This window comes from Pseudomonas sp. NY15435 (assembly GCF_048068295.1).
GTDB lineage: Bacteria > Pseudomonadota > Gammaproteobacteria > Pseudomonadales > Pseudomonadaceae > Pseudomonas.
Genome location: NZ_JBLUQA010000012.1, coordinates 24,260 through 39,963 on the forward strand (window position 1 = coordinate 24,260; position 15,704 = coordinate 39,963).

At 64.8% G+C, this 15,704-nt stretch carries 11 protein-coding genes; 6 read left to right on the forward strand and 5 right to left on the reverse strand.

Annotation, left to right across the window (positions count from 1 at the left end; translation table 11 throughout):
* Positions 1–48: 48 nt before the first annotated feature.
* The 3 genes from ACNFH5_RS24265 to ACNFH5_RS24275 all read right to left on the reverse strand — a co-directional run bounded on the left by ACNFH5_RS24265 (position 49) and on the right by ACNFH5_RS24275 (position 5,841).
* Positions 49–2,421, reverse strand: coding sequence for a LuxR C-terminal-related transcriptional regulator (locus tag ACNFH5_RS24265; protein WP_416750410.1), 2,373 nt, complete (start codon positions 2,419–2,421; stop codon positions 49–51).
* A gap of 185 nt (positions 2,422–2,606) precedes the next feature.
* Positions 2,607–3,971 (reverse strand): DUF1329 domain-containing protein, encoded by a 1,365-nt coding sequence (locus ACNFH5_RS24270; RefSeq protein WP_416750412.1) that lies wholly within the window; start codon positions 3,969–3,971, stop codon positions 2,607–2,609.
* A 13-nt stretch (positions 3,972–3,984) separates the two neighbouring features.
* Positions 3,985–5,841, reverse strand: coding sequence for a DUF1302 domain-containing protein (locus ACNFH5_RS24275; RefSeq protein ID WP_416750414.1), 1,857 nt, complete (start codon positions 5,839–5,841; stop codon positions 3,985–3,987).
* Between the two features lie 354 nt (positions 5,842–6,195).
* On the opposite strand from ACNFH5_RS24275, the gene ACNFH5_RS24280 reads away from it, so the two are divergent.
* Complete coding sequence (locus ACNFH5_RS24280; RefSeq protein WP_416750416.1) at positions 6,196–8,169, forward strand: alkyl/aryl-sulfatase; 1,974 nt, start codon at positions 6,196–6,198, stop codon at positions 8,167–8,169.
* Positions 8,170–8,218: 49 nt separating this feature from the next.
* Here ACNFH5_RS24280 and ACNFH5_RS24285 read toward each other — a convergent pair whose 3' ends face one another.
* Entirely contained in the window at positions 8,219–9,121 is a 903-nt protein-coding gene (locus tag ACNFH5_RS24285; RefSeq protein WP_416750418.1) for a LysR family transcriptional regulator, read from the reverse strand.
* A gap of 110 nt (positions 9,122–9,231) precedes the next feature.
* Between ACNFH5_RS24285 and ACNFH5_RS24290 the strand changes: the two genes are divergently transcribed.
* From ACNFH5_RS24290 to ACNFH5_RS24310, 5 genes are all read left to right on the forward strand, one after another.
* Positions 9,232–9,705: a MaoC family dehydratase gene (locus ACNFH5_RS24290; RefSeq protein ID WP_416750420.1), complete on the forward strand. Its 474-nt coding sequence runs from the start codon at positions 9,232–9,234 to the stop codon at positions 9,703–9,705.
* Positions 9,702–10,850 (forward strand): acyl-CoA dehydrogenase family protein, encoded by a 1,149-nt coding sequence (locus tag ACNFH5_RS24295; protein ID WP_416750720.1) that lies wholly within the window; start codon positions 9,702–9,704, stop codon positions 10,848–10,850. Before ACNFH5_RS24290 ends, ACNFH5_RS24295 begins: the two co-directional genes overlap by 4 nt.
* A gap of 8 nt (positions 10,851–10,858) precedes the next feature.
* Positions 10,859–11,857: an acyl-CoA dehydrogenase family protein gene (locus tag ACNFH5_RS24300; protein WP_416750422.1), complete on the forward strand. Its 999-nt coding sequence runs from the start codon at positions 10,859–10,861 to the stop codon at positions 11,855–11,857.
* Between the two features lie 61 nt (positions 11,858–11,918).
* Positions 11,919–13,238, forward strand: a complete 1,320-nt coding sequence (locus ACNFH5_RS24305) for an MFS transporter (RefSeq protein ID WP_416750424.1) — start codon at positions 11,919–11,921, stop codon at positions 13,236–13,238.
* Positions 13,239–13,264: 26 nt separating this feature from the next.
* Complete coding sequence (locus ACNFH5_RS24310; protein ID WP_416750426.1) at positions 13,265–14,548, forward strand: CaiB/BaiF CoA transferase family protein; 1,284 nt, start codon at positions 13,265–13,267, stop codon at positions 14,546–14,548.
* A 121-nt stretch (positions 14,549–14,669) separates the two neighbouring features.
* On the opposite strand, the gene ACNFH5_RS24315 is transcribed toward ACNFH5_RS24310, so the two are convergent.
* Entirely contained in the window at positions 14,670–15,530 is an 861-nt protein-coding gene (locus ACNFH5_RS24315) for an SDR family NAD(P)-dependent oxidoreductase (RefSeq protein WP_416750428.1), read from the reverse strand.
* Between the last annotated feature and the right edge of the window lie 174 nt (positions 15,531–15,704).

Here is a 15,704-nt window from a genome sequence, read left to right on the forward strand (position 1 = left end):
TGTACGTGGATGCCGGTGGGACAGCAGTGCAATGGGCCGTACGCCGGTTCAACTCAGCAACCCCAATGACTTGGCGCGAACGATAGCCTGCGTGCGCCGGCACACACCGAGCTTGGTGTTGATCTTCTTGGTGTGGGTCTTCACCGTGTTCAGCGAGATGAACAGGCTATCGCCAATCTCCTGGTTCGACAGCCCCTCGGCCAGCAGCCGCAGCACGGCCACTTCGCGAGGAGTGAGGCCGTGCTCGCAGGCTTGCGCCTCTTTGGCCGCAGCCGTCTGCAACAGACCGGGCAAATGCTCTGCCCCTAGGCCCGCATCGATGCGCTCCAGCGCGTGCCCTGCCTCGCGGGCCAGCCCGCCGAATTCCAGGCGCAGGCATTCGCCCTGCAAGGCGTTCAGGCATTCACGCGCCTCATCGACTTCGCCACAGCCAGCCGTTGCCAGGGCCAGGAGGTAACGCAGCCGCTGCGGCAACGAGGGCGTGTGCAACGGCGGCACGATGAGGTCCGCCAGCAGTCCACTGCCCTCCTCCCGCAAGCGCCGCCAATCGCCCTGCCGGGCAAGCAGGCGCAAACGCAAGCTTTGCAACGGCAGCACGTAGCAGACCGGCTGTATTCGCCATCGATGCATACAGCGCTCGGCAGTCTCTACGAAGCGCTCGGCCCCCATTGGGTCACCAGCGCGGGATGTCACTTCGGCCAGCCCCAGGAAGCCATGCAGGATATAGGGATCACCGCAGGCGCGCGCCTGCGTCAATCCATTCTGCAAGGCAGCCACGGCATGTTCCGGATCACCTTGCAGCAGGAGCAGTTCACCGCGCAGGAAGGCCAGCCGGCCGTTCAACAAGGCATGTTCCGAACCAACTGCTGTCACTCGCTCAAGACAAGCATCCAACAATGCCTGCGCCTGCCCTACTTCGCCTCCGAGCAGTGCCAGGCGGATGCGGTCGCAATCGAGCAGCACCTCGCTGGCCAGGCAGCCCTGGCGGCGAGCCAATTCCAGCGCGCTCTGCAACGTGCGTCGTGCCGCCTGCGGCTGGCCGCCGACCATGTCCAGCCGCGCAAGGGTAGTTTGGCAGAGTATTACCGAGCGCCAGTCCCTCGCCTCCAGGTCTGGCAGCGCAGCGGCGCACCGCTGGCGTGCCAGCTCTGCGCACCCGCGCATGCCATCCAGGGCCCCGCGTAATGCCAGCCAGTTGGCCAGGAGGCGGCGATTGCGCGCGGCCTGCGGCTGGGGCAGGAAATCCCCCAACCGGTCGATACAGGCCTCGGCCTCGTCCAGCCGCCAGCTGAACAGCAACGCGCGGGCGTTCAGGCATATCAGTCGTGGCGTGCTCTCCATCAGCGCGGCGGGCAGCTTTTTGCGCCACTCCAGCAACAAACGCAGGTGACTGCCCGCGAACAACCAGTCCATGTCCAGGCGATCCATGTAGCTGGCGGCGACCTCCGGCTGGCCGGCACTGAGTGCCATTTCGATAGCCTCATCGAGCCAGCCGACCTGACTCAACACGCTGCAGGCGCGCAGGCGTAACCGGTTCAGCGGCGGGCCCTGCAGGTGGCCCTGCAAGGCCTTGGCCACCAAGGGCGGCAAACTGAAGCAACTGGCATCGGAGTCCAGCGCGAGAAAGAATCCCTGGCCGTGCAGCAGGTAATCGAAGATCGCGCCCCCCTGCTCCTCCCAAAGACTGGCGCAAACCTCCCGGTTGAAGCGCGGCAGATGCGCCAGGCCACAGAGCACCGCGCCGGCTTCGCTGCCCAGGCGGCCCAGCACCTCTTGCGTCAGGTACGAGCGCAGCCAGGACGCCACCTCGCCCGGAGCATGCACACCATCACGCGCGCTCAGTAGTAGCCGCCCGCCCGCGCACCAGCCCTGGGTGGCTTCCCACAAGCGATCTCGGCAGTCCTGGTCGTAGCCATGGGCACTGGCAAGCTCATCGCTTTCATCGCGGGTGAAGGCCAGGCGCGCGGTTCCCAGCTCACACAGTCGCTCCTCGAGCAGCAGCCTGGAGAGGTTCCAGGCTGGCCGCTGGCGGCAACTGACCAGCAGGTGCAACGGAGCCTCGATCATGCCGAGAAGTCGTTGAAGCCAGGCATCCAATTCAGGGTCGGGGTCTTGCGGGTAGTCATCCAGCACCAGCCACACCGGCTGCCGGCGCAATTGCAGGGCCAACGACACGCTCAGCGCATCGCTATCCGGCAGGCCCAGCCCGCTGGCGATCAGTGCGCAGGCGGTGGCCAGGTTCAGAGGCTGGCCGGAGAACTCCAGCCATACGCGTGCGCAGCTGGACGGCAGGCGATCCAGCGTGGCGCGGGCCAACGAACTCTTGCCGTATCCGGCCGGGGCGCACAGCAGGCTCAGACGCCGGGGAAACTCCAGCAGGGCTTGCAACAGATGCTCGCGCGGTAACTGCGAGACCGGCATGGGCCTCGGTGTGCCGGTGGCGATGGCGGTCAAACTGGACATGACGACACCCGTTTTCGTTGTTTTTTGTCTTCGTCGGGTGTCAGCAGAACATTCGCGGGCGCGGGGTCACAATCGGTCATTCGGACTAGCCACAGGACTAGCCCGAACGAGGCGCCGCTCACAGGGAGTGGCGCCGATGGGTTTCAGCGGATACCGGCGTTGCGCAGGGCCGCAGGGGTGAAGTCGGTCATGCTCGGCTGCGCGGTGTAATCGATGCCACGCCGCGACTCGTTGATCATCGCCATCGTCAGGTAGCGGCCGGCGATCAGGTCATTCAGGGCATTCACCGCGTAGACCGCCGTGCCTTGCTGGTAGTCGTTCACCGCGAAACCTTCGCCGACGCGCCACAGCTGGCCGCGCCCGTCATAGGCTTCGGATTCGACGGCCTGCCAGGTGTCCTCGTCGAAGTAGAAGCGACGGGTGGCGTAGATGTGCCGCTGGTTCGGTTTCAGGGTGGCGACCACTTCCCAGACACGGTGCAGCTCGTAGCGCGTCAGGTCGGGATTGACGTGGCCGGCCTTGAGTATGTCGGCGTACTTGAGCTTGGGCGACCACAGCCGATAGTTGTTGTAGGGGACGTACATCTCCTTCTTGCCCACCAGCTTCCAGTCGTAGCGGTCCGGCGCGCCGTTGTACATATCCGAGTCATCGGAGGTGCGAAGACCGTCGGCGGCAGTGCCGGGGCCGTCATAGGCCACCTGGGGAGCCCGGCGGACGCGGCGTTGGCCGGCGTTGTAGACCCACGCCAGGCGCGGTTCCTTGACCTGGTCGATGGTCTCGTGGACCAGTAGCACGTTACCCGCCAGGCGGGCCGGAGCAGTGACCCGCTGCTTATAGAAGAAGAGCACGTTCTCGGTCTGCTTCGGATCGGCATCCTTGAGCAGTTGCGGATAGCCCAGGTCCTCCTCGAACTCCACCGCCGTGAACGAACCATTGGTTTGCGGTGTGGCTTGTGCGCTCAGGCGACGCTGGTTGGGGCCGCGGTAGCGCGTCAGGTGGTTCCAGACGACTTCTACGCCATTCTTGGGAATCGGAAAGGCGTAGTTACGCCCCTTGAAATTGGCCAGGCCGTTTCCGCTATCCACTTCCTCGGTATTCAGCGCGCTGACCTTCGCTGCGTCGTAGATCGACTGTGGGCTGGAGGCGGTGCGGCGAGTCACGTACACCGGAATGCGGTAGGTATCCGGATAGCGCTTGAACATGGCCATCTGGCCGTTGCTGAGCTTGTCCTTGTACTTCTCCGCCGTTGCGGCAGTGATCACCAGCAGAGGCTTGTCGTCGGGGAACGGGTCGCCGAGGAAACCATTCTCCACCGCTGCCGCGCCCGGCTTCAGGCCGCCGTTCCAGGCCGGGATGCTGCCGTCGGCGTTGCCGGCTTTCTCGCCGCCCAAGGGCGTCAAGGTGGTACCGAGCTTGGCCGCTTCTTCGGATGAAACAGCGGCGTGTACCGAACTTGCCAGCAAGCTCAGGCCAAGGATCGTACCTTTCATCAAATTCATCATGTACATGCTGTCCACCTGCTCAGAAGTTCATGCCGACGCTGACTGACATGTAGTCGCGGTCGGTCATGGTGTTGTAATCGCCACCGAAGTAGTTGGTGTAACTCAGGCTCGCCGAGTAGGTATTCCGGTAGTCCGCATCCAGCCCCAGGCTGATCGCCTTGGTGCCCTTCTCGAAGCTCGGCCCGGTGCCATTGACGTCCTGCGACCAGGCCATGTTCGGCTTGAAGTTGATGCCCGCGATGACGTTCGGGTAGTCGAGAACACCGCGCACGCGGTAGCCCCACGAACTGGTGGTGTAGAAACCATGGCCGTTGCATTCCTGCTGCGGGTTGCTCGCCGTCGCAGTGCCGGCGGCGGTGCCGACGCAGACCGACTGGTCGACCAGTTCGCCGGCGCCAAAGGTCGGGCTGCGGCCGAAGCGCAGGTCGCCTACCGAATCGCCGATGCCGCTGATGTGGTCGTAGCCCACTTCGCCCACCAGGGTCAGGCGCTCGGCACCCAATACCTGATCGAAGAACTGCGTGGCGCTGATCTGTGCCTGGGTGAACGGCATGCGCTTGTAGCCTTCGATCGCCGCGCCCGGGGCGTTGACCGCCTGGCCGTCGACGAAGACCGGCGATACGGCGGTCGTCACGCCGTTGACTCGCCCCACCTGGTTGACCGCCGCGAGGTTCAGGTCGCCGGTGTTGATCTGCATGGGCATGTTCGGCCGGTAGCTGATCTCGCCGTTGAGCGCCACGCCGCCCAGGTTGGTCTGGAAGCTCAAGCCGTACAGGCGGATGTCTTCGGGGTAGTCGACGAAGTATCTGGCGTTGCGTACTCGACTGGCCGTGGTCAGCGCGTTGGAAGCGCCGGCAAAAGTGGTGCGGGTGAAGCTCAGGAACGGGTTGCGACTGTGATAGTTCATCACATAGGCGCCGACCTCAGTGTCGTTGAAGTCCGGCAGGAACCAGCGCATGGCCAGGCCGAACTGCCCGGAATCGCCCGGCTCGTGATCTTCGCCGCGAGGAATGTAGGCGTTGGCGCGGTTCCCGGCGACATCCAGGATGGTGCCGGCGTTGCCGCGCGGGTCATTGGGTGCAAAGTCAGGGCCGGCGATGACCAGGCGGTCGTCGCAACCCTTGGCCACGGCGTCCACGGAGAAGAAGGTGCCGCAGTTCTCGGTCACCGTCTTGTCCCACTTGATCTGGTAGAAGGCCTCGGCGGTGACGTTTTCGCTCAGGCCCTGGGACAGGTACAACAGCTGCACGGGCACCAGCGCTTCCTTTACTTCGGCGCCGGGGCGGCGCAGGGCCGAGACGTCCACCGGGTTGATCGAGTTGATCGAGTTAGGAATGAAGGTGCTCTCGCCCCAGCTCACCACCTGCTTGCCCAGACGCACGTTGCCCTGCAGGTCGCCCAGTTGGTAGTTGTGGTACACGAATGCGTCGAGGAATTCGCCGCCCGAGGCCTTGGCCGACTGGTCGCGGCCATGGTCGTCGATGTTGTAGTAACGCAGGTCCTCGTCCTTGAGCTTGAAGTCGTACCAGTACTTGCCGCGCAGGAAGGCGCCGGAATCACCGTACTTGAGCTCCAGGTCGTGGGTGCCCTTGAAAATCTTCGAGAACACATCGCCCTTGCTGAAGTTCAATCGCCCGTCATCCGCGGTACGCGAGGCCGCCTTGCCCTTGGCGCCGACCACGTTGTAGTTGGAGATGAACTTCGGGTCCGGGTTGCTCAACGCCCAGCTCATGCCCAGTGACAGCGACGAATCCAGCTGCCCCTCGATCTCCCCGATATTGAAGTTGACGGCGTATGCGCAGGGTGCGCTCGCCAGGGCGATGGCCAGGGCCAGCGCCTGCGGTCGAAAGTGTCCGCGCATTGTTATTGTTGGCATGCGGTACTCCAAGTGAACGGTGTGTTGGAGTGCGCATGCTGGCAGCGCTCAGGAAGAGCAAAAACCGCCCGATCAGGTGATTTTCGTGATCACCCGCGCGGGTGATACGCGCTCTACAGCCTCCATCATGCGGCCTCACTTCGGCACATTGCCGTACGACCATCCCCCTGGGGCGATACCGCCGGTAACGTGCCCTGCCCTTTCCCCCACGCCCTTGCTGGCCGAATTCACCCGGTCAGGTGATTGGCAGCCCCCCGGTCCCCCGCTCAAATGCGTCGCAAGCACAGAGCACCGCCGCCCTATGTCCCTGAGCGGTCATGAGCCTGACGAAAACGACAAGACCAAGGAGTTCCCGTGAAACACCTTTCGCTGCTTCACTTCTGCCTGACCGGTGCACTTGCCGCCGGCCTGAGTCAACCGCTGCTCGCCGCGCCCTCTGCCCAGCCCGCCAGCGCCATCACAGCGGCAAAGAATGCCGATGTCCTCAAGGCCCTGCCGTTCAGCGATCGAGACGACTACGAGTCCGTGACCCGTGGGTTGATCGCGCCTTTCCAGGGGCAGATCAAGAACTCTGCCGGGAGCGTGGTATGGGATACCCAGCCGTATGGCTTCCTCAGCGCGGACAAGGCTCCCGACACGGTCAATCCCAGTCTCTGGCGCCTGGCACAGCTGAATAACCATGCCGGTTTGTTCCAGGTGGCCGAACACATCTACCAGCTGCGTGGCATGGATGTGTCGAACATGACAATCGTGGAAGGTGAAAGCGGCCTGTTCGTCATCGATCCGCTCACCACCGAGGAGACAGCCCGCACGGCGCTGGAGTTGTACTACCAGCACCGCCCTCATAAACCCGTAGTGGCCGTCGCCTACAGCCACAGCCATGCCGACCATTTCGGCGGCGTGCGCGGGGTAGTTGACGAGGCTGACGTGAAGAGCGGCAAGGTAAAGATCTATGCGCCGTCCGGGTTCATGGAGCACGCGGTCAGCGAGAACATCCTGGCCGGCAACGCGATGATGCGTCGCGCGCAATTCCAGTTCGGCACCCTGCTGCCGGCAGGAGATCGCGGGCAGGTCGATGGCGGCATGGGCAAGGTGGTGCCCGCCGGGGGCACCCTGACCCTGATTGCACCGACCGACCTGATCAGAAACACCTTCGAGACTCACGAGATAGCAGGTGTACAGGTGGAGTTTCAGCTGACGCCAGGCACTGAGGCCCCGGCGGAAATGAACTTCTTCTTCCCGCAGATGCGCGCTCTGTGCATGTCCGAGAACACGACACAGATGATGCACAACGTGTTGACCCCGCGCGGAGCACTGGTCCGTGATGCCAAGGCCTGGGCCGAGTACATTGACGACAGCCTGCAGCGTTACGGCGACAAGACCGACGTCATGTTCGTCTCGCACAATTGGCCGACCTGGGGAGCCCAGCGCATCCAGACCTTCCTCGCTGACCAGCGAGACATGTATGCCTTCCTTGACTCACGCGCCCTGCACCTGATGAACCAGGGCCTGACGCCAGCAGAAATCGCCCAGAAGATGGAGCGTCTTCCCGGTAACCTCGAGAACAAGTGGTACACCCGCGGCTACTATGGCTCGCTGAGCCACAACTCCCGCGCGGTCTATCAGCGCTACCTCGGCTACTACGATGGCAACCCGGCGAATCTCAACCCACTGCCGCCCGTTGAACTGGGCCAGCATTATGTCGAAGCGCTCGGCGGCGCCGATGCCGTCCTCAAACTGATGAAAGCCGGCATCGACAAGGGCGACTACCGCTGGGCCGCCACGCTGGGCAACAACCTGGTGTTCGCGCAACCGGAAAACCAGAGCGCCAAGCAACTGCAGGCTGACGCGCTGGAGCAGTTGGGCTACCAGGCCGAGAACGCTCTCTGGCGCAATATGTATCTGACCGCCGCCATGGAACTGCGCAATGGCGTTCCTGCGGCGGGAACAGGCTCGGTTCGCTCGGACCTGGTCAAAGCCATGTCGCCGAGCATGTTCTTCGACTATCTGGCCGTGCGCCTGGACAGCGACCGCGCCCAGGGTCATGACATGGTGATGAACTGGGTGTTCGATGACCTGCACGAGAACTACGCTGTGACCTTGCGCAACGGCGTGCTGACTCACCGTAACAATCAGCTTGCGGCCAAGGCGGATGTGACAGTCAAGCTCAGCAAGGCAACCCTGGACCGCATCAGCCTGCGCCAGCTCGACTTCCCCACTGCCATCAAGCAGGGCGACATCAAGCTCGACGGCGAAGGCGCAAGACTGGGTCAGCTCCTTGGGATGATGGACAGCTTCACCCCGCAGTTCAACGTGGTCACTCCCTGATACCACCTCGCTTCCGGCCGCCCATTGGCGGCTGGAAGCCCCTCCCCGGTTATGCGCTGGCCACCGCCAGCAACTCCACCGCCACATCGCGAAACTGACGCACGACGCGGCTTTCGTTCTCCGGGTTGTAGACCAGGGCGAGCGCAACGGTGCGCTCCTGGTGCGGCGTCTCCAGCTCCAGGAAGCATACCGGCGCCGAAGAGCTCTGCGCGTGCAGCGCCGGCACCAGCGCCACGCCCAAACCGCAGGCCACCAGGCTGATGGCAGCCTGCACCTGCGTGGTGGAATGCACCAACTGCGGCACGAAGCCTGCCGCCTGGCAGAGTTGCAGCAGCACGTAGTGCAGGCCTTCGGTGTGCGGATAGTCGATCAGCGGCTGCTCGGCGACCTCCGCCAGGTGCACGCGACGGCGCCCACTCAGGGCCAGCGGGCTGTCCTGCGGCACGACCAGCATCATCGGCTCCCACACCAGCGGGATCAGCTTGAGCGCCGTCGGCTGCGGCAGCGGGAAGCGCACCAGACCGACATCAGCGCCACCGCTCTCCACCAGCTCCAGCACCCCGCTGGATGGCAGCTCGCGCAGCTCCAGGGCAATGCCCGGATAGCGCCGGCGGAACTCCGGGATCAGCCGTGGAATCAACGAAAGCGTCGCCGACCCCACCGACCCCAGTGTCAGTTGCCCGCGCTCGCCTGCTCCCGCCTCCAGTGCATAGCGCCGCGCCTGCTGCAGATGCAAGAGCGCCTTGCGAAGCTCCGGCAGCACCGCCTGGCCTGCCTCGGTGAGAGCCACCTGGCGCGTAGTGCGCTCGAAGAGCGGCAAACCAATCTCCTCCTCCAGCTTGCGGATCGACACCGACAGCGGCGGCTGGGACATGTGCAGGCGCTCCGCTGCCTCGCGGAAATTCAGGGTCTCCGCAAGGGCGAGGAACTGATGAATCTGGCGCAGCTCCATACTGATACTCCATATGTATCAATCGTTATTCAAATAATATTGGATGAGTACGAACGCTGACCATAGCCTGACCCCACTCGACGACAACAATCCCAACAGGAGAGTGGTGCATGGCACACAACGAAATCGCCCTCGGGCAAGGCTACTACTGGCAGGAAATCGAAGCGGGCCAGCGCTTCCGCACTTACCGCCGGACCGTCACCGAGGCTGACCTGATCGGTTTCGTCGGCGTCACCGGGCAGACCGAAGTCATCTTCATCGACAGCACCTTCAACGGCGCGATCCAGGGTCGCCCGGTGCCGGCTGCGCTGAGCTACAGCCTGATCGAAGGCATCCTCATGCAGACCATGCTGCAAGGCACCGGCCTTGCCCTGCTGGAACTGCACAAGAGCGTGAAAGGCCCGGTGGTCGTAGGCGACACCCTGGAAGCCGTGGTGGAGATCGAGGAAGTCCGCCCGACCTCCAAGCACAATCGCGCTGTGGTCACCTCCCGCGTCTTCATACTCAACCAGCGCGAGGAAACGGTGATGGAGTACCAGGTCAAGCGCCTGCTCGCCGGTCGCCCCGAGCGGAGCGCCGGCTGATGCTTGAAGCCCTCGATTTCCGCGCACTACCGGCGCGGCACGAGGCCTTGCGCGAGGAGCTGCGCAGCTTCCTCGCCGAGCGCCTGCGGGACTATCCGACCGATCTGCGTGCGCGCAGCTGGCAAGGCTTTGATGCCGACTTCAGCCGTGCCCTCGCCGAGCGCGGCTGGGTCGGCCTGACCCTGCCGAGCGAATACGGTGGCGCCGGCCTCGACCCGCTGGCACGTTTCGTCGTGGTGGAAGAATTGCTCTGCGCCGGTGCGCCAGTGGCGGCGCACTGGATTGCCGACCGCCAGAGCGGCCCGCTGCTGCTGCGTTTCGGCAGCGAGGAACAGAAACGCCTGCACCTCCCAGCGATCTGCCGGGGCGAGCAGTTCTTCTGCATCGGCATGAGCGAGCCGAACTCCGGCTCGGACCTGGCCAGCGTGCGCACCCGCGCCGAACCCAATGCCGGCGGCTGGTTGCTCAATGGTCAGAAAATCTGGACTACCTACGCCCAGCACAGTCACTACATGATCGCCCTGGTGCGCACCTCCGGCAGCCCCCAGGATCGCCATCGCGGGCTGTCCCAGGTATTGGTCGACCTGTCACTGCCCGGCGTGAGCATCCGCCCGATTCGCGACCTCACCGGGGCCGAGCATTTCTGCGAGGTGTTCTTCGACAACGTGCAGTTGCCGGCCCAAGCACTGGTCGGTGAAGAAGGCGAAGGCTGGAAGCAGGTCACTGCGGAGCTGGCCTTCGAGCGCAGCGGGCCGGAGCGCATCTACTCCAGCATCGCCCTCCTCGACGCCTGGCTCAGCTGGCTGCGTGACCGGCCGCAAGCGGGCCAGGAGCGCCTGCTGGGACAACTGCTGAGCGAGCTGATGGTGCTGCGTGCACTGTCGGTCAGCCTCGCCGCGCAACTGGCAGACGGCCGCAGCCCGGTGGTGGAAGCCGCGCTGGTCAAGGACCTGGGTACCAGCTTCGAGCAATCCATTCCGACGCTGCTGGGCGACCTGCTCGGCGCCGTGGAAGGCGCGGCCGTCCCGCCGCTGTTGCAACGCACCCTCGCCTACCTGGAATGCATGGCCCCGGTGTTCTCCCTGCGCGGCGGCACCCGCGAAATCCTCCGCGGCGTAGTCGCCCGCGGCCTTGGCTTGCGATAGGAAACCCCATGAGCCTCGACAACCTGATACTCGACGCCTTCGGCCAGTGGCTGGAAGGCGAAGTCACCGCCGAGCGCGTGCGCCGTATTGACCTCGGCGAGCCCGACGACGCGCTGTGGCGCTCCCTGGCCGAACACGGCTTCGCCGACCTGCTGCTGCCTGAAGAGCTCGGCGGCGCGGCGGCAAACGCGGAAACCGCCTGCCATCTGCTCTTCGCCGCTGGGAATGCGGCCCTGCCACTGCCCATTGCCAGCACCTGGTGGGTGCGCCGGGCTCTGGCCGAAGCCGGGCTCGCGCTGCCTGAAGGCCCTATCGCTCTGGCCAGTGGGGAGCGCGATGACCAGGGCCTGCGCTGCCATCGCGTGCCGTTTGCCGCCCAATCGCGCTGGGTCCTCGCGGCGCTGCCAGAAGGTGCCTGGCTACTACCGGTGGACTGCGCACAACGCCGCGCGGACGGCGTCCACGCCAGCGCCACCGAGGAACTCTTCTGGCCCGACGCTGCCGATGCCGCCCAACAGCTTCCTTCAGATCGGGACTGGCGTGCCCTGGGCGCCGCCTTCAGTGCTGCGCTGATTGCCGGTGCGGCCGAACGGGTGCTGCAACTGACCCTGGACTACGCCAATACCCGCCAGCAGTTCGGCAAGCCGGTGGGGACATTCCAGGCCGTCCAGCAGCAGATCAGCGTACTCGCCGAGGAAGTCTTCGCCGCGCGCATGGCCGCGCAACTGGCGCTGCGCGGGCCGAACTGGCCGCAAAGCATCCCGGCGGCCGTGGCCAAGGCCCGTTGCGCGAGCGCCGCGGTACGCATCTGCAGCATTGCCCATGGAGTCTTCGGCGCCATCGGCGTCACCGAGGAATGCGAGCTGCAGCTCTACACCCGGCGCCTCTACGCCTGGCGGTCGGACTTCGGCAGCGAGGCGTACTGGCAGCCGGTGGTTGGCCGTGCAGCGCTCCAGGAAGCCGGCGACAGCCTGGATTTCCTTCGTCGGCACCTGCCCGTCGCCTGATCCGTGCCGCCCACGAGGCGGCGCACCGTGCTTCTCATAACAATGACAATGGAGAACACCGATGGCCCACATCCTCAGCCGGTCGCAGAGCGCCGCACTACCTGCGGCAACCAGCACCCGCCCCATCGCCTGGCGAACCATCATTGCCGGCAGCGTCGGCAACACCGTGGAATGGTTCGACTGGACGGTCTACACCGCCTTCGCGCTCTACTTCAGCCACCAGTTCTTCCCCTCGGACAACGAAACCACCGCCCTGCTCGCCACCTTTGCGGTATTCGCCATCGGCTTCGCCATGCGTCCACTGGGTGGCTGGCTGATCGGCGTCTTCAACGACCGCGCCGGGCGCAAGGCTGCGCTCAACCTGACCATCCTGATGATGGCGCTGCCCTCGCTGCTGATCAGCCTGATGCCCACCTACGCCAGCATCGGCATCGCCGCGCCGGTCCTGATGCTGTTGGCGCGCATGGTCCAGGGCCTGTCGGTCGGCGGCGAGTATGGCGCCGCCGCGACCTTCCTCGCCGAATCGGCGCCGGCCAGTCAGCGCGGCCTGTACTCGGGGTTCTTCTTCGCCAGCATCGCTCTCGGCCTGCTGTTCGCCTCAGGGCTTGCCTGGTCGCTGAGCCAGTGGTTGAGCAAGGAGCAACTGATCGATTACGGCTGGCGCATTCCCTTCTTCATCGGCGGCCTGGGCAGCCTGGCCGGCTTCTGGATCCGCCACGGCGTGGACGAGACAGCAACCTTCCGCAAAAACCATGAACAGCGTCGCGGCCAGCGCGTCGAGCGGCCCCTGCGCACGCTCTGGCGCGAACATCCGCAAGCGGTGAAGCGACTGGTCGGCATCAGCCTGTTGGGCGCCTTTGCCTTCTACTTGTTCGTCAGCTACCTGCCGGTGCACGCCATCCGCACACTCGGCGTGGCGCCGGGTACCGCCTATGCGGCCAGCAGCCTGGCGCTGGTGGTGTTCATGATTTCCCAACCGCTGTTCGGCTGGCTGTCCGACCGTATAGGCCGGCGCCCGCAACTGATCGTCTTCGCCCTGGGCTATGCCGCGCTGCTGTACCCGGTGGTGAATTCGATGAGCGCTTCATTCGCCTCGATCCTTGCCGTCGAACTGTTCGGCCTGTTGCTCTACGGGCTCTATTCAGCCATCGCCCCGGCGATCAAGTCGGAGCTGTTCAGTACCGACATCCGCGCCCTGGGCATCGGCCTGCCCTACAACCTGGTGGTGGCAATCTTCGGCGGTACCACGCCGTATCTGATGACCTGGCTGCAGAGCCGCGGCCAGGAGCAGTGGTTCCTGGTCTATGTCTCGGTCATGGCGGTGATCACCCTGGTGGCCTTCGTGCGCATGCCGGAAACCCGTGGGAAAGACCTGCACTGAAGCCCCGAAATGGATTGGAGACCAACATGAGCAATACCCGAACCTCCCAACAGGGCGCGCTAAGTGGCCTGCGCGTCCTCGACCTGTCGCGGGTCCTTGCCGGGCCCTGGGCTACGCAGGCTCTGGGCGACCTGGGGGCGGACGTGATCAAGGTGGAGCGCCCCAGTCGGCGTGACGACACACGGACCTGGGGCCCGCCCTTCCTCGAAGACAGCAACCCGACCTGGGACGCCGCCTATTACTTCTGCGCCAACCGCAACAAACGCGCCATCGCCGTGGACTTCAGTCATCCCGATGGCGCCGAACTGCTGCGCCGCCTGGCAGCGTCGGCGGACGTTCTGGTGGAGAACTACAAGGTCGGCACCCTGGCTCGCTATGGCCTGGACTATGCCTCCCTGAAGGCAATCAACCCGAAGCTGATCTATTGCTCGGTCACCGGTTTCGGCCAGACAGGTCCCTACGCCGGACGCGGCGGATATGACTTCCTGGTGCAAGGCATGAGCGGATTGATGAGCATCACCGGGCGTCGTGACGACGAGCCGGGCGCCGGGCCATTGAAGGTCGGCCTGCCGGTCAGCGACCTGTTCTGCGGGCTGTACGCGACCATTTCGATCCTCGCTGCGCTGAATCACCGCCACAGCAGTGGCGAAGGCCAGCATATCGACTGCGCGCTGCTCGACAGCCAGCTATCGCTGATGGCCAACCAGGCCATGAACCACCTGGTCGGCGGGCAGGTACCGCAACGACTGGGCAATGCCCATCCCAACGTAGTGCCCTACCGCGACTTCGCCTGCAGCGATGACTACATCCTTGTCGCCTGCGGCTCCGATGGTCAGTTCCAGGCACTGTGCCGCCTGCTGGGTCGCGATGACCTCGGAAGCGATCCGCGTTTCACCCGCAACCCCGGACGCAGCGAACACCGCCGGGAACTGGAGGTGGAACTGGCGAAGACCATCGCCGGGTGGCGCGCCGCTGATCTGCTCGCGGCCATGGAGTCAGCAGGCGTACCGGGCGGCCCGATCAACAACCTGCAGCAGGCCCTGGCCGACCCGCAGGTACAGGCGCGTGGTCTCTTGCAGACCCTGACCCGCCAGGACGGCACAGCGGTCACCCTGCTTGGCTACCCCGCACGGTTTTCCGCCTCGCCGCCCAGTTACCGCCTGGCGCCACCGGTGTTCGCCCAAGATACGGCCGAGGTGCTGCGGGAGAATTTCAACTTCACAGAAAAACAGTTGGCCGACTTGATAACCAATGGCGCAATTGCCGTTGGGCGATTCCGCTCGGAACCGGCATCAAAGGTGTGCGACTAAGCGCCCTCCTCTCACTCTTCACGTCGAGACCCGACGCATCGCTGGCGGGAGGCCGCACCTGGTTCCATCCAAGAAAAAAAGCCCAGGCGCGAGCCTGGGCTTTTCGTTCTGCCAGAGCGTCTCAGCTGTCGAGGCGCTGCACGGCTCCCGGATCGATATCGGCACTGCCGTTGCGGGCTCGCTCCTCGGCGAGGCGGGCGCCTTCGGCGGCTGTGAGCGTGAACAGCCGCTCCGGATCGACGCTGCGCAGGTGCAGGGCGAGCTTCTCCGTGCCCTCTGCGACTTCTATGCTGCGCTGGCCGGCCGCCAGGCCCTCGACGATGCGCCGGGCGGCCTCGTCGGCGGGCATGCCGTTGTCGATATTCACATCGGAGCGGCCGCGCCGAGCACCGTCGCCGCCCAGCGCGTTGAGCGCCACGCCAGTGCGCACCGAGCCGGGCAGGATCACGCTGACGCGGATGCCATGAGCCTGTTCGACTTCGGCACGCAAGGCCTCGAAGTAACCGATCACCGCGTGCTTGGCGCCGCAGTAACCGGTGCGCAGAGGAGCGCCAACCTTGCCGGCCACCGAGCTGACAACCGCCAGTTGTCCGCTGCCCTGGGCAACCAGGCGCGGCAGCAGCAGTTGGGTCAGCGCTACCGGTGCCAGATAGTCGACCTCCATCAGCTCGCGGTAAACCTCGAAGCGGGTATCCAGGGCAAGGCTGCGCTGGCTGACGCCGGCATTGTTGATCAGGCAGTCGATTCGACCGTGCCAGGCCCAGGCTTGCTCGACTACCTGCGGTAGCGCGGCATAGTCAGTGGTTTCGAAGGGCAGTACCAGGGCGCGCTGCGGCGCCTGTTCGGCGACGGACTTCAGCGCGGATTCGCGCCGCCCGGAAAGGATGACGTGGGCGCCCTGTTGCAACAACAGGCGGGCCAGGGCCTCGCCAATACCGGAAGATGCCCCGGTGATCCAGACCACTCGGTGGTTGAAGTCCATGTGCCACTCCTTCTGTTGGGTAGCGGCAGTCTAGTGCGTGCCGTGCAACTCGCCCCATGTCCGCGCGGGCCAAAGCGTTGGCTCTGCGATCATCAACAGGTGGGGCTGAAATCCGCGTAACGCGTTACCGTTATACGTCCTTGATTCTGGTAACGCGTTACGCTTGCGTCCAGT